Below are 20,212 nucleotides of genomic sequence, written 5' to 3' on the forward strand. Positions count from 1 at the left end.
ATATATATAGAAGGGAATTAAAAAATATGTATTTACAATTAGGAGCGATTGAACAGGTAACTGTTTTACGCGAAACGGAAATCGGATATATGGTTGGGAATGAAGAGGAAGAAATTTTCCTACATAAAAACGAATTAGTTGGAGAAATTGAAGAAGGCGATACGATTGATGTATTCTTATACCTTGATCATCAAAATCGTGTTTCAGCAACAATGAAGGAGCCACTTATTACAACTTTTGATTGGAATTGGGTAAAGGTTGTAGAAGTTATTCCTAGTTTAGGTGTGTTTGTTAATATTGGTGTATCAAAAGATATACTAATCCCCGCTGATGAGTTCCCGATTTATATGCCAGTATGGCCAGAGGTTGGAGACGAATTATATTGTACGTTAAAATTAACGAATCGTGATCGCCTTATCGCTCTTCCCGCAAGAGACAGTGATATGCAAGAAATTATCGTAGATGCGACGCCATCTATGCGTAATAAAAACGTAAATGGACGTGTATATCGTTCACTTCAAGTTGGTTCATTCATACTAACTGATGAGCATTTCCGTGCTTTCTTACACCATACTGAAAGAAAAGAACAAGTCCGCATCGGTGAACGTGTAACGGGCCGTATTATTGATGTGAAAGATGACGGTACAATTAACATTTCACTTCTTCCTCGTAAAGAAGAAGGAATGGAAGATGATGCTGCTGTAGTTTATGCATATATGGAAGAACGAGGCGGAGCAATGCCGTTTTGGGATAAGAGCAATCCAGAAGACATTAAAGAACGATTCAACATGAGTAAAGCTGCCTTTAAGCGTGCGCTTGGTAAGTTGATGAAAGAAGAAAAGGTTTATCAAGAAGAAGGCTGGACGTATTTTAAGAAGTAAATTAAATAAAAAGCACCGCCTTATTTTGCTGTAAAAATAAGGCGGTGCTTTTTTAATTCCCTTGCTCATGCGCAGGAGTAAACGTATCTTCCAAGTCACTATCATTTATTTTAATATTTGCCTTTTTTAATTCCTTTTGTATTAACTTATGACTGAATGTAGGGTCGGCAATACGCTCTGCTTCTAAGTTTTTACGGATGGAGTCTTTCACTTCATCGTAAGGCTGTAAGTCTTTTTTATCAGTTAATTTAATAATATGATAACCGTTTGGTGATTTAACGGGATTGCTAATTTGTCCGACTTTTAGTTTATAGGCAGCTGTTTCAAATTCAGGCGCCATTCTGCCTGAATTGAAGTATCCAAGGTCTCCACCTTTATCTTTTGATAGTAGATCTTGCGATTCTTGTTTTGCTAATTCTTCAAATGAAGCGCCAGCATCTAATTCTTTCTTTATTTCTTTCGCTTCATTTTCGTCACTTACTAAAATATGACTCGCTTTAATTTCTGGTTTATAGTGGTCTTTCACGTCTTTGTCTGTAACACTTTTCTTAATTGCTTCATTCATAGCAAGTTTGAACTTAATTTGATTTTTGAAATCAGCTTCATCTTTTAAACGATTGTTTTCGAGTACTGCTGTGAATTGATCTCCATATTGATTTTTCGCTTTTTGTACTTCTTTATCTACATCATCGTCAGATACTTTATATTTTTTCGTGATAACGTCTTGTGCCATCATTTCGTATAGCATGTCTTTTCCGTAACGATCTTTCAACTGCTTTTCGAAGTCGCTCTTCGTAATGGTTGAGTCTGTTGCTGTAGCGACTGTAGCCGAGTTGTTTTTTTGTCCACAAGCAGCTAGCATTAATATACTTATTAGTGCAGTAATAATGAAAATGTGTTTCCCTCTCATGCTAACACCTCATCCGAATATGTTATCGCTATTGTAGAATATAGAAGTGAACATGAAGTGAATTTTTAATGTTTTTTCCCTGTAAAATGTAAAAAAAGTACATCAACAATATTGTTGATGTACGATGGAATCAAAGGTGATCGGTCTTTTTAGAATAGGAACGCTTACCTTGCTGAATATTTTTTTGTTCTTGCTCATTTTTTTGCGTACGCTTTGCATTATTATCGCGTGCTTTTTTGTCGTTATCACTCGTATGTGGCATATGTATCAACTCCATTTCTACACGTTGTACGTTTATCATTTCCTTTTTCGTAAAGACTATGTATAGCAGTGCATTCATGAATAATAAAGGTGGATTAGAAATGGATTTGAAGTTGAATTATACCGAACTTATAAAGAAGTTAATCGTTGTAATTGTCGCAGGTTTGTTAAACGCGATTGGAATGAATTTATTTTTAACGCCAGCGAAAGTGTACGCGAGTGGCTTTGCTGGATTGTCTCAATTGTTATCACAAATATTAGGGGACTTTTTATCTATTCACATATCAACGGGGGTATTGTTTAGTTTGTTTAATATTCCCGTCGTTATTTTAGCATGGAAAAAGGTTGGAAAGGCCTTTACTTTTTTTAGTTTTCTTTGCGTCATATTTATGACTTTGTTTCTAGAAATCATCCCGGTTAGAGCGGTTTCGAACGATATTATATTAAATGCGATTTTTGGTGGGATTATTTCAGCAATTGGGGTAGGGATTGCGTTGAAGTGGGGGGCTTCTACAGGTGGTTTAGATATTATCGCCATGATTTTATCAAAGATTAAAGATAAGCCTGTCGGTACGTATTTTTTCTTCTTTAATGCACTTATCATTATTGCAGCTGGCTATGTGTATGGATGGGAAAAAGCATTATATACTTTGGTGACTTTGTATGTGTCAACGCGAATTATCGATGCAATTCATACACGTCATGTGAAGATTACAGCATTAATCGTTACGAAGAATGGGACAGATGTACGAAAGGCGATTCATTCACGCTTAGTGAGGGGGATTACAACTATACCAGCAACAGGCGCTTATACAAATGAAAATAAGGAAATGTTAATGATTGTTATTACGCGTTATGAGTTATATGAATTAGAAAGGGTTATTAGGCAAGTGGACCCAAGTGCATTTACAAACGTATTACAGACAGTTGGGGTGTTTGGCTTGTTTCGAAAAGATTAAAGAGGACCAAAGCTGGTCCTCTTTTTTAATGTAAATTCGTAATGTTTTGCAACTGCTCTTGCATTTCGCGTAGCTGAACTTTTTCAGCTGTTGAAGAGTTTGCATAAGCAGAGTGCAAAGCATTTTTTGCCCTATATACGAGATCTTGTTGCTCAGTACCGCTTGAACAAGATACGGCATTTGTAACGGCATCTCTAGCTTGTTGGAATAGTAAGTTCCCCATTTAAACCCCTCCAAAAGAAGAGTTACTTCTCGCTTTTTCTGCCTCAGCTAATGTACCTCTGTACGGGAATCTTGCATCATGCTTCATAACAGCATCGGCTCCTTGTTGGATAAAACGTTTTGATTTGTTCTTTTTACCCATTCGAAAAACCCCCTTTATTTAGCTGAAAACAATCGACGCGCTGACTTTTGCGTCTAATAATAGTATGAGCGTTTGGCGAGAAACTATAAGCAGGGAATTTTTAGATTACAACCCAAGAATCTCTTCTAAATATAGCGCAATACCATCTTCTTCATTCGTTAATGTCGTATGATTTGCGAGTGATTTTAATTCAGGAATTGCATTACCCATTGCGATGCCGTGACCAGCAAATTCAATCATTTCAAAGTCGTTATCTTCATCACCGAAAGCGATAATTCGCTCTTGTGGAATGTTGTAATGACTAGAAATTTTTTGTAATCCGACAGCTTTATTTAACCCGCTTTTTACGATTTCAATAATCGGCCAAGGTGCGCCCCATTTTCTATGGTCGATTACTTCAGCATGCATATCAGTTAAATGTTGACGAATTGCACTGGAATGCTCGTCATGTGCGTCAATTAATAAGCAAGTTGGATGATCGTTTAAAATATTTAATAAGTCTCCTGTAAAAATCTTTGGAGAACCGAATTCGAAAATATGTTTTTTATCTTCATCAATTTCACGAACATACACATCGTCCATTACTTCAGCGTATATATTTTTCACGCCAAAATCAAAGCAAGCTCGGACAATTTCTTGCGCTGTTGCTAGCTCAAGAGGAGAGTGATGTGTTCCCCATTTTGAATCAAGAGGATGATGTACGTAAGCGCCATTAAAGTTTACGATTGGTGTGTTAAGACCAAGTTCTTTATAGTAATCAAAACTAGCACGGAATGGACGTCCTGTTGAAATAACGACAATATGTCCTTGTTCCTTTGCTTTTGCAATTGTATGTTTTGTTCGAGTGGAAATTATTTTGTTGTCTGTCAATAAAGTGCCGTCTAAGTCTAATGCGATTAAATGCTGTTTATTCATAATTTCACCTCTTATAATAATTTTTTGTTTCTATCTATATTTCCGTTTTTAATATGCAGAAATAAGAGGTTAAACTGGGTGAGAACACCAAAGATGGAAAGTTCACTATATATCCATCTTACGTCGCAAAGTGCTATGGTGTCTACTATTTCTCGCTGGAAATTAAGAAAAGTCAACATCTTTTTAGAAAGTTCAAACAATGTTTCTTTCATTATGTACAAATTGTGAAAAGGGTTACATTGCTCGTATGAGGAGGCTTATAATGAACATGTAATCTTCTCGTATATGTTTGACTCTCCTTTGAAGCTGGCCTATAGTAGGTTGGTTTCTTTTTTTTCTACAAATAGGAAAGAAATCCCTTCCTATGCTTGTGTCATTCATGTATATGTACAAGAACGAAATGTAGTACTTGTTTCCTAAACATGACAGAAAAGCTTTCTTTTAAAATGGATATACTAATGAGGCAAAGACGTCATGGAAGGAGAATGGAAATGGGACAAAATCGCAGGTTTCGTTCTGGACAAAAAGCGCCAAATGATGGCATTTACGTAGAAATTGGTGAAACAGGAAGTATGGTAAAAGATCCGCAAATGGTGACATTAACTGCCGGTGAAAAGTTTCCAGATAACACGAATCATAATCGTCAGTGGACATATAAAAGAAAACCGTAACAGAGGCCGCAATCATTATTGCGGCTTTTTTGTCGTTACACATTACAATTTCACTTACCGTATATTTTTCAATTGTATAATGAATGTTCCCTTTTTCTTTTTCCAATAATAAGTTTGAAAATACATAAGCAAAATTATTGTATAAAAAAGTCAGTTGGCGTATAATCAAATCAAAGGTCAAAGAAAGTCAAACATTTGGAGGACTGTAAAGATGGACTTAAATCAAATGACAACAAAAACACAAGAGGCGATTATGAGTGCCCAATCTTTAGCGGTATCTCATCATCATCAAGAAGTAGATACTGTTCATCTCTTGTTTACATTATTAGAAGAGCAAGATGGGCTAGCGGTGCGTATTTTTCAAAAAATGAATGTCGATATAGAAGCGTTAAAGCAAGGCGCCGAAAGTTTAATTAAGAAAAAACCTTCTGTAACGGGAAGCGGTGCAGAAGTAGGAAAATTATATATAACAGGTGCTCTGCAACAACTACTTGTAAGAGCAGGAAAAGAAGCAGAGAAATTGCAAGATGACTACATTTCAGTTGAACATGTATTGCTTGCTTTTTCAGAAGAAAAAGGCGATATAAATCAATTACTTACAAGATTTCACATTACGAAAGATAACTTATTACAGTCTTTAATGACAGTTCGGGGGAATCAAAGAGTGACTAGTCAAAATCCAGAAGCAACTTATGAAGCGTTAGAAAAATATGGTCGTGATTTAGTGGCGGAAGTGAGAGCAGGGAAAATTGATCCTGTTATCGGTCGCGATAGTGAAATTCGACGTGTAATCCGCATTCTTTCACGTAAAACGAAAAACAACCCGGTTTTAATTGGTGAACCGGGTGTTGGTAAAACAGCAATCGTTGAAGGATTAGCACAGCGTATTGTGAAGAAGGATGTACCAGAAGGATTAAAAGATAGAACAATCTTCGCATTAGATATGAGTGCGCTTGTAGCTGGAGCGAAATTCCGTGGTGAGTTTGAAGAGCGTCTGCAAGCTGTATTAAATGAAATTAAAAAGAGTGAAGGCCGCATTTTATTATTCATCGATGAACTGCACACAATCGTCGGCGCTGGTAAAACAGAAGGTGCGATGGACGCAGGAAATATGTTAAAACCGATGCTTGCGCGTGGTGAACTGCATTGTATCGGGGCGACAACGCTCGATGAATATCGTAAATATATTGAGAAAGATCCAGCGCTAGAAAGACGTTTCCAACAAGTATTAGCAGAAGAACCAACTGTTGAAGATACAATTTCCATTTTACGTGGTTTAAAAGAGCGCTTTGAAATTTATCATGGTGTAAATATTCATGACCGCGCGATTGTAGCAGCGTCAGTTTTATCAGATCGATATATTTCGGATCGCTTCTTACCTGATAAAGCGATCGATCTTGTTGACGAAGCGTGTGCAACGATTCGTACAGAAATTGATTCTATGCCGACAGAATTAGATGAGGTAACGCGCCGCATTATGCAGCTAGAAATTGAAGAAGCGGCTCTTGGAAAAGAGAAGGACTTTGGTAGCCAAGAACGCCTGAAAACGTTGCAACGTGAATTATCGGATTTAAAAGAAGTTGCAAGTGGTATGAGAGCGAAATGGGAGAAAGAAAAAGAAGATATTCACAAAGTTCGTGACTTACGTGAACATTTAGAGCGACTGCGCCGTGAATTAGAAGAAGCAGAAGGTAATTACGATTTAAATAAAGCAGCGGAACTTCGTCACGGAAAAATTCCTGCAATTGAAAAAGAGTTAAAAGAAGCAGAAGAAATGGGCGCACATAATAAACAGGAAAATCGTTTGTTACGTGAGGAAGTAAGTGAAGAAGAGATTGCTGATATTGTTTCACGCTGGACTGGCATTCCTGTCGCAAAACTCGTTGAAGGTGAACGCGAGAAATTGCTAGGCTTAGAGCAAATTTTATCAGAGCGTGTTATCGGTCAAGAAGAAGCGGTAAGCCTTGTATCAGACGCAGTTCTTCGTGCGCGAGCTGGTATTAAAGATCCAAATCGTCCAATTGGTTCATTTATTTTCTTAGGACCTACAGGTGTTGGTAAAACTGAGCTTGCAAAAACATTAGCACAAACGTTATTTGACAGTGAAGAGCAAATGATTCGTATCGACATGTCTGAGTATATGGAGAAACACGCTGTGTCACGCTTAATTGGTGCGCCTCCTGGATATGTTGGATATGAAGAGGGCGGTCAATTAACAGAAGCGGTAAGACGTAAACCGTATTCAGTTATTTTGTTAGACGAAATCGAAAAAGCACATCCAGAAGTATTCAACATTTTATTACAAATGTTAGATGATGGACGCATTACAGATTCTCAAGGACGTACAGTAGACTTTAAAAACACGGTTATTATTATGACTTCAAATATAGGATCTGCTCATTTGTTAGATGGATTAGAAGCAGATGGCTCAATTAAAGAGGAATCAAGAGAACTTGTAATGGGGCAATTAAGAGGACATTTCCGACCAGAGTTTTTAAACCGTGTCGATGAAATTATTTTATTCAAACCTCTTACAACGAATGAAATTAAAGGTATTGTTGATAAAATTGTAAAAGAATTACAAGGTCGTTTAGCTGACCGTCATATTACGGTAGAATTAACAGACGCAGCGAGAGAGTTTGTTGTAGAAGCTGGCTTTGATCCGATGTACGGAGCTCGTCCATTAAAACGATATGTACAGCGTCAAGTTGAGACGAAATTAGCACGAGAATTAATTGCAGGAACGATTACTGATAACAGTCACGTAGTTGTTGATGTAGAAAATAACGAATTAGTCGTTCATGTAAAGTAAAATAAAAAAAGAGTTCGGATAAAATCCGGACTCTTTTTTTAGTGTTGTTCTACTGGCTCGTTTGGAATTGTAGCTGAAATTGCTAGTACTAATACCGCAAGAACAACTGAGAAAATAGACGCTTGGTTAAAATCGTATGTACCGCCAGTCATAGAGCCGATTACGTAGCTCATCATATGTACAAGTGCGAACGACCAAATTAATGCCCAAATGAAACGCATATTTTACACCTCTATTCGTTCAATCTGTCCTTATTGTAACACAATTGAAAAAAGAATATAGAAAAATATTTGTAGATTTTTCAACGCAAATTTGCATTCCGTTCATACATTATAGAAGAGTACTTTTATACGTTTAGAAAATAAGGCGGGGGAAAAATGAGTATTACGGAACGTTTTTTTTATTTAGAAAAAGAACCATGTGTCATTTATTTACCGGAGAAGCCAAATGGATTTTCTGTTATGCTTCTCGGTGATTATAACTACTTTATTGAGAATGGTACAAGTTTATGGACACAGCATGCAGGAAGATCTTATTTTTTACATGGCCTTATTGAGGAAGGCTACACGGTCTTTTCCTCTAATTTATACGGAAGACATTGGGGAAACGACCAATCTGTTCGTCTAGCAAAACGTTTATATGACGTTGTTTTGAGAAAAGAGACATTAAATGCGAAAATGCACATTATGGCAGATGGTATGGGTGCACTTGTAGCACTTGAAATGATGAACAAATACCCTGAATGTATACGCTCTGTCATTATGTTAAATCCGTGTTTAGATTTACCAGAATATGTGGAGTTTGAAAAAGAGCATAAGTTTTTTTACAAGAGACTCGTGAAGGAATTAAGTTTGGCGTATGATTCCAAAGAAGAAGAATTAGAATCCAAAATAAATAAGAAATCATTTACGCTTCTTCCGTCTTGTGTACCTGTTAAAGTTTTCGTATCAACACAAGAAAAAAGAGGAAGAAAACAGTTGTTACGTAAATATGAGAAAATGAGGCAATTCAATCAATGCGATACTTCTGTCTTATTCCATCTGCAAGATGTGAAATATAAAATGGTTAGGCAAACGACTGATTTCTTTAAAAAATATGAAGAAGAATTGTGAAGCTCCCATATACATAAATGAGGAGCTATTTGTTTCAAGGAGAAAGGGTTGGTGGTATGGAGCGCGTGCTAATTATAGGTGCACTTACGTTTGTAGGTTATCACCTTGTGAATAAAATGATTGCAGAAGAAGTAGAAGTGTACGGTCTTGATTTTGATGAATTCGAGAATATGACAAAAATTAATGAGGAGAAGTTATTGTTAATTGGGCGAAATGCGTTATTTACGTATTATTCGATAAGAGATGAAGATGGATGGAGATCAGTAGAAGGAGAGAAGTTCGATACGGTTTACTTTTGCTTATATGAGCCAAATCAACAAAGTGGTTTTCGGAATGAAAGAGTTATATTACAGTATTTAAAGCGGATTATAAGACTGTGTGCAGAACAGAAAGTGAAGTTAAATCTAATTTCTTCTATTGAAGTAGAAAACACAGATGAATCTGAAAATAAACGTTTATTTTCGAAAGTGGAAGAAGGATTGAAAAAAGGAGAGGCACCATATAGTGTATTTCGAGTTCCTACATTATATGGGCCATGGCAACCATCTTTTATGATGTATCATCAGCTCATTTTATCAGAACTGGATGAGAAAGAGTGCCATTATGCGAGTGAGGAAAACGGAAGTGATCTATTGTACGTGGAAGATGTATGTGAATACTTATGGGAAAATGGAATGAAAGAGGAGCATCTCGGCATATACAATTTACTTAGTGGTAAAAAGTCGTTATGGAAAAAAGGTATGAACCTTTTACGTGCAGCGGATAAAGTGAATAAAAAGAATGAGGAAGAACGAAATGATGCTGTCGAGGTTATTTCGATAAAAAGAAATACTCCGTTAGAATACGGTTTAAATAAACAATTGGCACATATGAAAAAATATAAAGAGTTATACGAAGGGTAGTGTACGTGTTACACTATTGTATGATTGTGAAATGAAAGTTTTTACGGAGAGGAAGAACGTAATATGAACGAAAAAAGCATGCAATTTTTACAAATCGCAATGAAGCATTTACCAGAAGCAAAGGCCATCTTAGATTCGAATGGAATTGCGCTTGATATGGAGAAAGCACAACCAGTATTAGAGTTATTGATGAAAGTTATGAACGAAGCATATGAGCTTGGGAAAGCAGAAAAAGAATAAAAAACATCTTTTTAGATGGAAGAGAGGCTCGAATCGTGGACAGAAGCGGTTCGGGCCTTTTTATATTTCGAAAGAAACAGAGAAAGGTATGTTTCTGTTTCTTTTAATAAACAATAAAGTGAATAATGCTGGATTTATGTTTTAGCTGAAATATATTCTAGACAAAAATACATTTATGTTTTAAAATTAGTACCAAGTCATAATAATTGATATAAAACGGAGGGCTGCGATGTGAACGTGGGCATTTTAGGGATCGGAAGATATGTGCCAGAAAAAGTAGTCACAAATCACGATTTAGAGAAAATCGTAGATACATCTGATGAATGGATTCGTACGAGAACGGGAATTGCAGAAAGACGCATTGCCGATGATACAATAGATACTTCATATATGGCGGTAGAGGCTTCTAAAAAAGCACTTGAAGATGCCGGGATTAGCGGAGAGGATATCGATCTGATTTTAGTGGCAACGGTAACACCAGATCGCGCATTCCCAGCAGTAGCTTGTGTCATTCAAGAAGCCATTGGCGCAAAACACGCAGCCGCAATGGATTTAAGTGCAGCGTGTGCTGGTTTTATGTACGGAATGATTACAGCGCAGCAATTTATTCAAACGGGAACTTATAAAAATGTATTAGTAGTTGGTAGTGATAAACTATCTAAAATTGTAGACTGGAATGATCGAAATACAGCAGTACTATTTGGAGACGGAGCCGGTGCTATCGTAATGGGGGCTGTTTCAGAAGGAAGAGGCGTTCTATCTTTCGAATTAGGAGCAGACGGAAGCGGCGGTAAGCATCTTTATCAAGACGAGTATGTTATGATGAACGGCAGAGAAGTCTTTAAATTTGCTGTTCGCCAACTTGGTGATTCCTGTCTTCGCGTGTTAGAAAAAGCGGGACTTACGAAAGAGGATGTGGACTTTTTAGTACCGCATCAAGCGAATATTCGTATTATGGAATCTGCAAGAGAGAGATTAAATTTACCACAAGAAAAAATGAGTATGACAATTGAAAAATTTGGTAATACATCAGCTTCTTCAATTCCAATTGCAATGGTAGAGGAATTGCAAAATGGACGTATTCAAGATGGTGATTTAATTATACTTGTTGGTTTCGGCGGCGGATTAACATGGGGAGCAGTTGCTCTTCGTTGGGGTAAATAAGGACTGAGAGAAAAAAAGGAGTGTATTTTGTATGGAGAAAAAGAGGGTCGTAATTACAGGACTAGGAGCTGTTACACCGATTGGAACAGATGTTGAAACAGCGTGGGAAAACATTAAAAAGGGTGTATCTGGAATCGGACGACTTACAAGAATTGATCCGGAACTATTTCCAGCAAAAGTAGCAGCAGAAATTAACGACTTTGAAGTCGAGAAATATATTGATAAAAAAGAAGCGCGCCGTATGGATCGCTTTACACAATATGCAGTAGCAGCAGCGAAAATGGCAGTTGCAGATGCAAAGCTTGAAATTACAGAAGAAAACGGACCTCGAATTGGTGTATGGATTGGTTCTGGAATTGGCGGTATGGAAACATACGAAGAACAATTTAAGATTTTTACTGAGAAAGGCCCGCGCCGCGTGAGCCCATTCTTCGTACCGATGATGATCCCAGATATGGCAGCAGGTCAAGTATCGATCGCAACAGGAGCAAAAGGAATTAACACTTGTTCTGTAACGGCTTGTGCATCTGGTGCAAACTCAATTGGTGATGCATTTAAAGCAATTCAACGCGGTGATGCTGATGCAATGATAACAGGCGGAGCAGAAGCGCCGTTAACAAGTATGGCATTTGCCGGATTTAGTTCAGCGAAAGCATTAACATTTAATGAAGATCCAGCAACAGCTTGCCGTCCATTTGATAAAAACCGTAGCGGTTTCGTAATGGGTGAAGGTTCAGGTATTTTAATTCTTGAAGAATTAGAGCACGCATTAGCTCGTGGTGCTCACATTTATGCGGAAATCGCTGGTTACGGTGCAACTGGTGATGCATTCCATATTACAATGCCGGCTCCTGGCGGTGAAGGCGGCGTGCGTGCAATGCGTCAAGCTTTAGCAGATGCAGGTCTACAGCCAGAAGATATTGATTACATTAATGCGCACGGTACAAGTACGGATGCGAATGAAAAGTATGAAACGATGGCAATTAAAGAAACGTTCGGTGAGCATGCGTACAAAGTAGCAATTAGCTCAACGAAATCAATGACAGGTCACTTATTAGGAGCAGCTGGTGCTGTTGAAGCGATCTTCTCAATTAAATCAATTACAGACGGAGTAATCCCTCCAACAATTAACTATGAAACACCAGATCCAGAATGTGACTTAGATTACGTACCGAATAAAGCGAGACAACAAGAAGTAAATGCAGTATTAAGTAACTCACTAGGATTCGGTGGTCATAACGCAGTATTAGTATTTAAATCGTATAAATAATAGATGAGATAAAGAGTTTTTTCGTAGCATATTACGAAAAAACTCTTTATTTATTTTTACGCCTTTTTCTCCTTTTGCATATACATAAGAAAAAGGAGGGATAAAGATGGGGATTGTTGAAACTGCTGAGTGGTTACATCTATATTATGGACGGCCAGAAAAGCTGTGTGAGAAGTTTACGAAGTATATCCCGCTGCCAAAAGAAAGATTGTATCGCTTTTTAATTTCTAAAGGTATGTATCGCCCGGTTATGCGAGGAGAACAGGAAATTAAAGAGTTAGAGAAGAAGGGAATTTGGAAAGAGTTACGTATGGAGTATGAGAAACTAAAAAATTGGTTAAAAGGTCCGGATGTCCCTGTCTTTATTTTATTATCAGATTCATATAATCGAACTGTACAAGAGGAGTATAACGGTAGGGCTGGATTATCTATGCGTCACGTTATTTTCTTATTCGTATGTGGACGGAATTCGGTGGAAGAATTAAAGGTGTTATTGGCGCATGAATATCACCACATATGCAGGTTACATCAAATTGAGACGAAAGAAACAGAATATACATTACTTGATACGATGATTATGGAAGGGTTAGCTGAGCAAGCAGTAACGGAAAGATATTCAGAAAAAAACAATGCACCGTGGACGATGTATCTTTCAAAAGAAGAGGCTATTTATTATTGGAAAACGGTTGTACATGAAAGAATAAGTATAAAACGAGGAACAAGGGAGCACGACATCTTATTAAATGGATTTCACTCTTACCCAAAGATGCTTGGCTATGCGCTTGGATTTCATATTGTCAAAGATTGTGTAACATTGGAAGGAGAAGATACACTTTCTTTATTATCTATAGATGCAAAAGAAATATTGAATAAAGCAAATACATTTCATATATAAAAAACAGGAGCTCTATTTCCTGTTTTTTTTAGTATTAATAGAAGAAAAAATAATAATTAGAATATATTTCCTTAGGTGGAATAAAGTTAAGAAAAATTGAACATAATGATTGATACAAACAGTAGTGAAGTGAGGGGTAGTGAATGTTATATCTACATGATGTATGGGTAAATTGGTTTGAAGGTGAAGAGAATGGGTATAACGTTTGTAATTTTTACGAATGGCGGAAAGATGATACGATTGAGCTATTAGATCAAGTGCCATTATTAAAAGTAGATGCCACATTATATCATTACATCGAGGACGAATTGTTAGAGCTTCCGCAAAAATTGTTGGAAGACGTACATCATAAGGCATATATTCGTAAAAATCATGAACGTTTGCAGCAAGAGTATTGCTTTGTTGTTACAGATGGAAAAGGAATTATTGCGATTGACACAATTGGTTACAATGTACCAATTCGAAAGAGCAGACTTATACCGCGCCAAGAGCAGATGGTATATGAGATGGTAGAAAACGTACAAGCAGAAAAGTATGAGTTCCAAGTAGAAGAAATGGAAAAAGAACATCATATTTTATCACCATCACCTTTCATTATGAATGGCTTAACTCGTAAAGAAAGACAGCTTAAACAATTATTATTTATGGCGTTAGATCAATTACATACAACGAAAAATACAGCAGAAATTCGCTATTGGTTCACAGAGTGGGATCCATCAGCATACGGAATGGTTCAACATATGGAATTTGAAGATATTTGGGCTAAACTGTATGATGAAGCGAAAACAGGCTGGTCTGAGAAGCACGAACAATTATGTGAGCGTCTCGTAAAAGGACAGCCATTTTTTGAAAAGTTATGGGAAATGGAAAACGAGCAAAAGGTAAATTAAAAAACCGCCAATTGGCGGTTTTTTAATTTGTTGTAACTTAGCTTCAGCGGCAAGAATATTCGGTGGCTTCGCGCCTTCCTGCGAGGCAAAAAGCGCCATTCCCCTCACATTCTAAGTGAGCCGCTTCCGCTTTATAAGAAATCCAGCTCCGGCGCCTAGCCCTTCGCTTTATAAGTTACCTACGTTTTCTACTTAATCCCATTGCGTTTTCTACTTTGCGTAGTTGTTTGAATGCAACGCGGTTTGCTTTTTCTGCACCTTTGTCTAGAATTTCGTCTAGTTCTGGTGAGTTGATTAGTTCGTTATATTTGTCTTGGATTGGACGAATTGCTTCTACGACTACTTGTGCTAGGTCGCCTTTGAAGTCTCCGTATCCTTTTCCTTCGTACATTGCTTCGATTTCTTCAACTGTTTTTCCAGAGAATGAAGAGTAGATTGTTAATAAGTTAGAGATGCCAGGTTTGTTTTCTTTATCAAATTTCACGATTCCTTCAGAATCAGTTACAGCACTTTTAATTTTCTTTTCAATTGTTTTTGGTTCATCAAGCATACTGATCATTGCTTTTGGGTTCGGATCAGATTTACTCATTTTTTTCGTAGGTTCTGTTAATGACATAACGCGAGCTCCTACTTTTGGAATACGAATTTCAGGAACAGTGAACACTTCACGGAAGCGTTTGTTGAAACGCTCTGCTAGGTCGCGTGTTAATTCCATATGTTGTTTTTGATCATCACCAACAGGTACGATTTCAGTGTTGTAAAGTAAAATATCAGCAGCCATTAATGGTGGATACGTTAGCAATCCAGCTGGAACTGAATCTCTACCAGAAGATTTATCTTTATATTGCGTCATACGCTCTAATTCTCCAACGTAAGCAACTGATTGCATAATCCATCCTAGTTGAGCGTGTGCTGGTACTTCTGATTGTACAAATAAAGTAGCTTTTTCTGGATCGATGCCGCATGCTACATAAAGTGCAGCAAGACTGCGAATGTTTTTACGAAGTTGTACGGGATCTTGAGGTACTGTAATCGCATGTTGGTTTACAATACAGAAATAACAGTCGTGTTCATTTTGAAGCTCTGTAAATTGCTTCATAGCTCCTAAATAGTTTCCAAGTGTAATCGTTCCACTCGGCTGAATACCAGAAAAGATAACTGACATAAGTAATTCCTCCTAAATTTGAATGCGTGATGGGGAAGAGAAGGCAAACAAAAAAGCCCATTCATCCCAAAAACTATAGGGACGAATGGACCGCGGTACCACCCTAATTATTTCACTACTGTGAAATCTCTCTAATCCATAATAACGTTTGGATATAACGCCAAAGCCTACTACTTTCGGTTCGGTTTGGTGCTCAAAAGCCCATTCCATACTGCGCAATTACTTGTTCACACCAGCCACAAGCTCTCTGAAATTGCCTCAATATGTACTCTTCTTTATCATCGCATACATATAAATTTATTTATTGTTACCTAAGCTCTTTTAATATGAAAGAACTAAAGTTTTATAACAAAATGTTTTGCTGATTATTATATCATATGGGATAGTGTTTGCAAACTACATCAAAATAGTAAAACTAATGAGGGTCGAGAACAACCCAAGAACGATACCGGTAATGCAAATTGGATACGTCCATTTGAATGAATATGTTTTATAAATACGTTCTTTCTTATCGGCAGGTTCCTCTACTTCTTCAATTAAAGACTCAATTTTTTTGTTCGTACCAAATACTCTTTGGAAGGCGTAAATTGTTACGTTAAAAAATCCATTTTGGAATATGAATAAAAAACCGCCTATAAGAATAAAAAATAGTGCGACATAAAACGATATGTTGACAAAATTCAACAAAAATTGCGATGAAACGAGGAATGCGCCAATACTAGAAGCGATTATCGCTATGAAAATTAGTATACAAGTATGAAAAAAAACTTTATTCAAAATGTTCCCCTCCGTCAAAATATTACTAGAATTATTATACTATAAAAGCTATAATATGTACTAGAATTAATTTTTTGAAAATTATACGCAATTAAAGGTCTGATTTCAAGATGATGGTAGCAATGTTAACGTATCCCTTTACAAAAAAATAAAAAAATAAACATTTTATTAAAAATTTTAACAAAAAAACAAAAAACTATATTCACAATTGTTATATTATATGTATAATGAAAATTGTAGAAACTTGGAGATTATTCTTTCAATTCTACATTTTTACAAGTGAGGGTACAGGAAGTGCAATTAGGGGAGGCAACACAACATGAAGAAAAAGATACCGTTATTACTTGCATCGACGTTGACTGTCAGTATGTTAGGAGCTTGTAGTTACCAAAAAGAGGATAATAAAGCAGGCGCAAAAGAAAAATCCTCAAACAAGCAAGTGTTAAATCTAACCGAGACAGCTGAAATCCCAACTATGGATACGACGTTATCAACAGATGCAACATCTTCTAACATCATGAATAACACAATGGAAGGATTATATCGTCTTGGGAAAGACGATAAGCTTGTTCCAGGTGTCGCTAAATCTTATGAGAAATCAGAGGATGGCAAAAAGTATGTATTTAAGTTACGTGAAGATGCGAAATGGTCTAATGGTGAACCTGTAACAGCGAAAGACTTCGTTTATTCTTGGCGAAGAGCTGTAGATTCAAACACGGGTGCCAAGTTTGCTTACATACTATTTGATGTTAAAAATGCGGAGAAAGTTAACAAAAAAGAATTACCAGTTGAAGAACTTGGTGTAAAGGCAATTGATGATCATACACTTGAAGTGGAATTAGATAACCCTGTTCCTTATTTTGTAAGTTTAACAGTCTATCCAACATTGTATCCTTTGAATGAGAAGTTTGTAACAGAACAAGGAGCCAAATTTGGATTAGAATCCAATACGACACTTTATAATGGTCCATTCGTATTAAATGAATGGAAGCATGAACAAAGTTTCCAACTTAAGAAAAATCCAACGTATTGGGAAAATAAAGAAGTAAAACTTGAGGAAATAAACTTCAATATTGTTAAGGATCGTTCAACTGCTATAAATTTATATGAAACGAAAGCGATTGATCGTGTCGTATTAACATCAGAGTTTGTAGATAAATACAAATCAGATGCTGACTTTAAAACGATTAAGAGACCATCTACACAATTTATTCGCTTAAATGAAAAGAATAAATTTTTAGCAAATAAAAATATCCGAAAAGCAATTGCAATGTCCTTTGAGCGTGAAAATATCGGGAAAGTTATCTTAAACGATGGTTCAGAGGGGATATATGGTTTTGTTCCGAAAGGCTTAGCAAAAGGTCCGAATGGAAAAGACTTCCGTGAAGAAAACGGAAAGCTTATAAAAGAGGATATTAAAGAAGCTCAAAAATACTGGGAAGCTGGTAAAAAAGAACTTGGTGTAGACAAAGTAGAGTTAGAGCTATTAAACTTTGATACTGATGATGCTAAAAAAATCGGAGAGTATTTAAAAGGCCAATTTGAAAAGAACTTACCAGGTTTAACAGTTTCAACAAAAATGCAGCCATTTGCACAAAAATTAAAACTTGAAGCAAGTGGAGATTACGCAATGTCATACGCGGGATGGAGTCCAGATTATATGGATCCAATGTCATTCCTTGAAATGTATACGACAGGTAATGCGCAAAACAAAGTAAATTATGCAAATGCAGCGTATGATGATTTAATTAAAAAAGCGAAAACAGAAGTTGATGTACAAGCTCGCTGGGATGCATTATTACAAGCAGAAAAACAACTACTTGAAGATGCAGCGATTGCTCCAGTATATCAACCAGGAAAAGCTTATTTACAACGTGGCTCAATTACTGGCCTATTAGAACATAAATATGGCGGAGAATTTAGCTATAAGTGGGTTGAACTAAAAAAATAAAAATGGTTTCCATCATGAATAAGGGTATATGCCTATGATGGGCATATGCTCTTATTTTAAAAAAATAAAAGTAAGAATATTTTAAACTATCTTATTGCTTTTGAGAAAAACGGGGAGGTGCTTGACTATGGGACGTTATGTATTAAAACGTTTCGTGTACATGGCTTTGACATTATTTTTAATTACTACACTGACTTTCTTTTTGATGAAATTACTTCCGGGTTCTCCGCTTAAAAACCAGGAGAAACTATCACCGGCACAAAAAGAAATCATTCTTGAAAAATATGGTTTAAATGATCCAGTACCAGTTCAATATGCACGTTACTTAGGTAACTTAGCAAAAGGTGATTTAGGGGTATCATTCCAATATGATAACCGTCCAGTAACAGATATGATTGTGGATCGTATTGGACCATCAGCACAACTTGGTTTACAAGCGATTATATTAGGAACATTTATCGGTTTAATTTTAGGAATCGTTGCAGCACTTCGTAACAATACGTGGGTCGATTATGGGGCGACAATTATTTCCGTACTCGGGATGTCGGTACCATCGTTCGTATTCGCCGCATTACTACAATATTTCGTAGGGGTAAAACTGGGGTGGTTCCCAGTAGCATTCTGGAAAGGGCCAGAGTTTACCGTAATGCCTACAATCGCTTTATCGATGGCAGTTATCGCAACAATCGCACGTTTTGCTCGTGCAGAGTTAATTGAAGTTATGCAAGCTGATTACATTTTAACAGCAAAAGCGAAAGGAATTAGCCAAGGCGTTATCATTATTAAACACGCACTTCGTAACGCGTTAATTCCAGTAGTAACAATTTTAGGACCAATGGTTGCAGGTTTAATTACAGGGACATTAGTTATTGAGCAAATTTATGCTGTACCAGGACTAGGGGAACAGTTCGTTAAATCTATTACAGTGAATGACTATACAGTTATTATGGGAACTACAATTTTCTATAGTGCGATTTTCATCTTAGTTATTTTCATTGTCGATATTTTATACGGAATTATTGATCCTCGTATTCGTTTAGCGGGAGGGAAAAAATGATGAAAGATGTACAAAAATTATCTCCAGATTTATTTCAACAAGCCAATCAAAATAATGTTGATAATGAAGTCATTGCCCGTCCAAGCTTAACGTTTTGGCAAGATGTAAGAAGACGTTTGTTCCAACATAAAGGAGCAATGTTCGGTTTCGTTTTATTAGCGCTTATTATATTACTAGCAGTTTTAGGACCGATGGTAAGTAAGCATTCTTATAAAGAGCAAGATTTAGGTCGTGCGAAATTACCACCGAAAATTCCTGTTATTGAAAATGTTCATTGGCTACCATTTGACGGTACAGATCAATATGGTGTTGACCAATATGAAAAACGTGATATTAAAGAGTATTTCTGGTTCGGTACAGATGATCTTGGACGCGATTTATGGACAAGAACATGGGAAGGTACGCGCGTATCATTATATATCGCTCTTTTAGCAGCAGCAATTGACTTAGTAATTGGGGTTGCTTATGGAGGTATTTCAGCGTTCTATGGCGGTAGAGTAGATAATATTATGCAACGTATTATGGAGATTATTAACGGTATTCCATACTTAATCATCGTTATTTTAATGGTAATCATTATGGGATCTGGTATATGGTCAATTACACTCGCAATGGCGATTACAGGTTGGATAGGGATGTCGCGTATCGTTCGTGGACAAATCCTGAAATTAAAAAATCAAGAATACGTATTAGCATCTCGTACATTAGGTGCAACAAATACACAGTTAATTGTAAAACACTTAATCCCGAACGTAATGGGACCAATTATCGTAATGACAATGTTTACAATTCCAACAGCAGTGTTTGGTGAGGCGTTCTTAAGCTTCATCGGTTTAGGTATTCAGCCACCATTCGCATCACTTGGTTCTCTTGTAAACGATGGTTATAAATCAATTCAAACGTATCCACATATGATGTTCATCCCAGCGGTTGTCATCAGTATGTTAATCTTAGCATTCAACTTAATGGCAGACGGATTACGCGACGCGTTAGATCCAAAAATGCGTAAGTAAAAG

The 20,212-nt window shown here is 36.7% G+C and carries 22 protein-coding genes and 1 other annotated feature; of the genes, 14 read left to right on the forward strand and 8 right to left on the reverse strand.

Annotated features, from left to right (window positions below):
• Positions 1-26 precede the first annotated feature (26 nt).
• Complete coding sequence (locus tag J0835_RS06020; RefSeq protein WP_087979775.1) at positions 27-881, forward strand: CvfB family protein; 855 nt, start codon at positions 27-29, stop codon at positions 879-881.
• A gap of 52 nt (positions 882-933) precedes the next feature.
• Here J0835_RS06020 and prsA read toward each other — a convergent pair whose 3' ends face one another.
• Positions 934-1,791, reverse strand: coding sequence for a peptidylprolyl isomerase PrsA (gene prsA / locus J0835_RS06025; protein ID WP_087979776.1), 858 nt, complete (start codon positions 1,789-1,791; stop codon positions 934-936).
• Between the two features lie 130 nt (positions 1,792-1,921).
• Positions 1,922-2,053, reverse strand: coding sequence for a DUF3941 domain-containing protein (locus J0835_RS06030; protein WP_001120852.1), 132 nt, complete (start codon positions 2,051-2,053; stop codon positions 1,922-1,924).
• 100 nt (positions 2,054-2,153) lie between these two features.
• Here J0835_RS06030 and J0835_RS06035 point away from each other — a divergent pair, with 100 nt between their 5' ends.
• Entirely contained in the window at positions 2,154-3,011 is an 858-nt protein-coding gene (locus J0835_RS06035) for a YitT family protein (protein WP_087979777.1), read from the forward strand.
• A gap of 25 nt (positions 3,012-3,036) precedes the next feature.
• Here the strand turns inward: J0835_RS06035 and J0835_RS06040 are convergent, their stop codons facing one another.
• From J0835_RS06040 to J0835_RS06050, 3 genes are all read right to left on the reverse strand, one after another.
• Complete coding sequence (locus tag J0835_RS06040; protein WP_087979778.1) at positions 3,037-3,234, reverse strand: DUF3813 domain-containing protein; 198 nt, start codon at positions 3,232-3,234, stop codon at positions 3,037-3,039.
• A complete protein-coding gene (locus J0835_RS06045; RefSeq protein WP_000516816.1) occupies positions 3,235-3,375 on the reverse strand; it encodes a hypothetical protein in 141 nt (46 codons plus the stop codon).
• Between the two features lie 105 nt (positions 3,376-3,480).
• Positions 3,481-4,290: a Cof-type HAD-IIB family hydrolase gene (locus J0835_RS06050; protein ID WP_087979779.1), complete on the reverse strand. Its 810-nt coding sequence runs from the start codon at positions 4,288-4,290 to the stop codon at positions 3,481-3,483.
• Between the two features lie 491 nt (positions 4,291-4,781).
• Between J0835_RS06050 and J0835_RS06055 the strand changes: the two genes are divergently transcribed.
• Together J0835_RS06055 and clpB are read left to right on the forward strand one after the other, a co-directional pair.
• Complete coding sequence (locus tag J0835_RS06055; RefSeq protein ID WP_087979780.1) at positions 4,782-4,961, forward strand: YjzC family protein; 180 nt, start codon at positions 4,782-4,784, stop codon at positions 4,959-4,961.
• 211 nt (positions 4,962-5,172) lie between these two features.
• Positions 5,173-7,773 (forward strand): ATP-dependent chaperone ClpB, encoded by a 2,601-nt coding sequence (clpB, locus tag J0835_RS06060; RefSeq protein WP_087979781.1) that lies wholly within the window; start codon positions 5,173-5,175, stop codon positions 7,771-7,773.
• A gap of 38 nt (positions 7,774-7,811) precedes the next feature.
• Here clpB and J0835_RS06065 read toward each other — a convergent pair whose 3' ends face one another.
• Positions 7,812-7,994, reverse strand: a complete 183-nt coding sequence (locus J0835_RS06065) for a YjzD family protein (protein WP_001211113.1) — start codon at positions 7,992-7,994, stop codon at positions 7,812-7,814.
• Positions 7,995-8,150: 156 nt separating this feature from the next.
• Here J0835_RS06065 and J0835_RS06070 point away from each other — a divergent pair, with 156 nt between their 5' ends.
• From J0835_RS06070 to J0835_RS06100, 7 genes are all read left to right on the forward strand, one after another.
• Positions 8,151-8,885 (forward strand): hydrolase, encoded by a 735-nt coding sequence (locus J0835_RS06070; protein ID WP_048545174.1) that lies wholly within the window; start codon positions 8,151-8,153, stop codon positions 8,883-8,885.
• 29 nt (positions 8,886-8,914) lie between these two features.
• Positions 8,915-9,787 carry an NAD-dependent epimerase/dehydratase family protein gene (locus tag J0835_RS06075; RefSeq protein WP_140386698.1) on the forward strand — a complete coding sequence of 291 codons (873 nt, stop codon included), beginning with the start codon at positions 8,915-8,917 and terminating at the stop codon, positions 9,785-9,787.
• Positions 9,788-9,850: 63 nt separating this feature from the next.
• Entirely contained in the window at positions 9,851-10,027 is a 177-nt protein-coding gene (locus J0835_RS06080; RefSeq protein ID WP_048559636.1) for a ComZ family protein, read from the forward strand.
• A 231-nt stretch (positions 10,028-10,258) separates the two neighbouring features.
• Positions 10,259-11,191 carry a beta-ketoacyl-ACP synthase III gene (fabH, locus tag J0835_RS06085; RefSeq protein ID WP_001100551.1) on the forward strand — a complete coding sequence of 311 codons (933 nt, stop codon included), beginning with the start codon at positions 10,259-10,261 and terminating at the stop codon, positions 11,189-11,191.
• 31 nt (positions 11,192-11,222) lie between these two features.
• Positions 11,223-12,461, forward strand: coding sequence for a beta-ketoacyl-ACP synthase II (fabF, locus tag J0835_RS06090; RefSeq protein WP_000412643.1), 1,239 nt, complete (start codon positions 11,223-11,225; stop codon positions 12,459-12,461).
• A 106-nt stretch (positions 12,462-12,567) separates the two neighbouring features.
• Positions 12,568-13,356, forward strand: coding sequence for a DUF2268 domain-containing protein (locus J0835_RS06095; RefSeq protein ID WP_087979783.1), 789 nt, complete (start codon positions 12,568-12,570; stop codon positions 13,354-13,356).
• A gap of 143 nt (positions 13,357-13,499) precedes the next feature.
• The gene (locus tag J0835_RS06100) at positions 13,500-14,246 is read left to right on the forward strand and encodes a YjbA family protein (RefSeq protein WP_087979784.1); all 747 of its coding nucleotides are present in this window, start codon (positions 13,500-13,502) and stop codon (positions 14,244-14,246) included.
• 175 nt (positions 14,247-14,421) lie between these two features.
• Here J0835_RS06100 and trpS read toward each other — a convergent pair whose 3' ends face one another.
• Together trpS and J0835_RS06110 are read right to left on the reverse strand one after the other, a co-directional pair.
• Positions 14,422-15,411: a tryptophan--tRNA ligase gene (trpS, locus tag J0835_RS06105; RefSeq protein ID WP_000110999.1), complete on the reverse strand. Its 990-nt coding sequence runs from the start codon at positions 15,409-15,411 to the stop codon at positions 14,422-14,424.
• A gap of 74 nt (positions 15,412-15,485) precedes the next feature.
• Positions 15,486-15,702: a binding site (T-box leader), on the reverse strand.
• 105 nt (positions 15,703-15,807) lie between these two features.
• Positions 15,808-16,188: a DUF3899 domain-containing protein gene (locus J0835_RS06110; RefSeq protein ID WP_087979785.1), complete on the reverse strand. Its 381-nt coding sequence runs from the start codon at positions 16,186-16,188 to the stop codon at positions 15,808-15,810.
• 319 nt (positions 16,189-16,507) lie between these two features.
• Here J0835_RS06110 and J0835_RS06115 point away from each other — a divergent pair, with 319 nt between their 5' ends.
• From J0835_RS06115 to opp3C, 3 genes are all read left to right on the forward strand, one after another.
• Positions 16,508-18,139: a peptide ABC transporter substrate-binding protein gene (locus J0835_RS06115; protein WP_087979786.1), complete on the forward strand. Its 1,632-nt coding sequence runs from the start codon at positions 16,508-16,510 to the stop codon at positions 18,137-18,139.
• A gap of 127 nt (positions 18,140-18,266) precedes the next feature.
• Positions 18,267-19,196, forward strand: a complete 930-nt coding sequence (gene opp3b, locus J0835_RS06120; RefSeq protein WP_000534165.1) for an oligopeptide ABC transporter permease — start codon at positions 18,267-18,269, stop codon at positions 19,194-19,196.
• Entirely contained in the window at positions 19,193-20,209 is a 1,017-nt protein-coding gene (opp3C, locus tag J0835_RS06125) for an oligopeptide ABC transporter permease (protein WP_000974097.1), read from the forward strand. The genes opp3b and opp3C overlap by 4 nt, the downstream gene beginning before the upstream one ends.
• Positions 20,210-20,212 lie beyond the last annotated feature (3 nt).

It is taken from the genome of Bacillus cereus group sp. Sample62, from assembly GCF_036851315.1.
GTDB classification, from domain to species: Bacteria; Bacillota; Bacilli; order Bacillales; family Bacillaceae_G; genus Bacillus_A; species Bacillus_A wiedmannii.

Excerpts from the sequence above, each read along its gene's own strand:
- J0835_RS06020 (WP_087979775.1), top strand. The coding sequence starts at position 27 with ATGTATTTACAATTAGGAGCGATTGAACAGGTAACTGTTTTACGCGAA.
- prsA (WP_087979776.1), bottom strand. The coding sequence starts at position 1,791 with ATGAGAGGGAAACACATTTTCATTATTACTGCACTAATAAGTATATTA.
- J0835_RS06030 (WP_001120852.1), bottom strand. The coding sequence starts at position 2,053 with ATGCCACATACGAGTGATAACGACAAAAAAGCACGCGATAATAATGCA.
- J0835_RS06035 (WP_087979777.1), top strand. The coding sequence starts at position 2,154 with ATGGATTTGAAGTTGAATTATACCGAACTTATAAAGAAGTTAATCGTT.
- J0835_RS06040 (WP_087979778.1), bottom strand. The coding sequence starts at position 3,234 with ATGGGGAACTTACTATTCCAACAAGCTAGAGATGCCGTTACAAATGCC.
- J0835_RS06045 (WP_000516816.1), bottom strand. The coding sequence starts at position 3,375 with ATGGGTAAAAAGAACAAATCAAAACGTTTTATCCAACAAGGAGCCGAT.
- J0835_RS06050 (WP_087979779.1), bottom strand. The coding sequence starts at position 4,290 with ATGAATAAACAGCATTTAATCGCATTAGACTTAGACGGCACTTTATTG.
- J0835_RS06055 (WP_087979780.1), top strand. The coding sequence starts at position 4,782 with ATGGGACAAAATCGCAGGTTTCGTTCTGGACAAAAAGCGCCAAATGAT.
- clpB (WP_087979781.1), top strand. The coding sequence starts at position 5,173 with ATGGACTTAAATCAAATGACAACAAAAACACAAGAGGCGATTATGAGT.
- J0835_RS06065 (WP_001211113.1), bottom strand. The coding sequence starts at position 7,994 with ATGCGTTTCATTTGGGCATTAATTTGGTCGTTCGCACTTGTACATATG.
- J0835_RS06070 (WP_048545174.1), top strand. The coding sequence starts at position 8,151 with ATGAGTATTACGGAACGTTTTTTTTATTTAGAAAAAGAACCATGTGTC.
- J0835_RS06080 (WP_048559636.1), top strand. The coding sequence starts at position 9,851 with ATGAACGAAAAAAGCATGCAATTTTTACAAATCGCAATGAAGCATTTA.
- fabF (WP_000412643.1), top strand. The coding sequence starts at position 11,223 with ATGGAGAAAAAGAGGGTCGTAATTACAGGACTAGGAGCTGTTACACCG.
- J0835_RS06095 (WP_087979783.1), top strand. The coding sequence starts at position 12,568 with ATGGGGATTGTTGAAACTGCTGAGTGGTTACATCTATATTATGGACGG.
- J0835_RS06100 (WP_087979784.1), top strand. The coding sequence starts at position 13,500 with ATGTTATATCTACATGATGTATGGGTAAATTGGTTTGAAGGTGAAGAG.
- trpS (WP_000110999.1), bottom strand. The coding sequence starts at position 15,411 with ATGTCAGTTATCTTTTCTGGTATTCAGCCGAGTGGAACGATTACACTT.
- J0835_RS06115 (WP_087979786.1), top strand. The coding sequence starts at position 16,508 with ATGAAGAAAAAGATACCGTTATTACTTGCATCGACGTTGACTGTCAGT.
- opp3b (WP_000534165.1), top strand. The coding sequence starts at position 18,267 with ATGGGACGTTATGTATTAAAACGTTTCGTGTACATGGCTTTGACATTA.
- opp3C (WP_000974097.1), top strand. The coding sequence starts at position 19,193 with ATGATGAAAGATGTACAAAAATTATCTCCAGATTTATTTCAACAAGCC.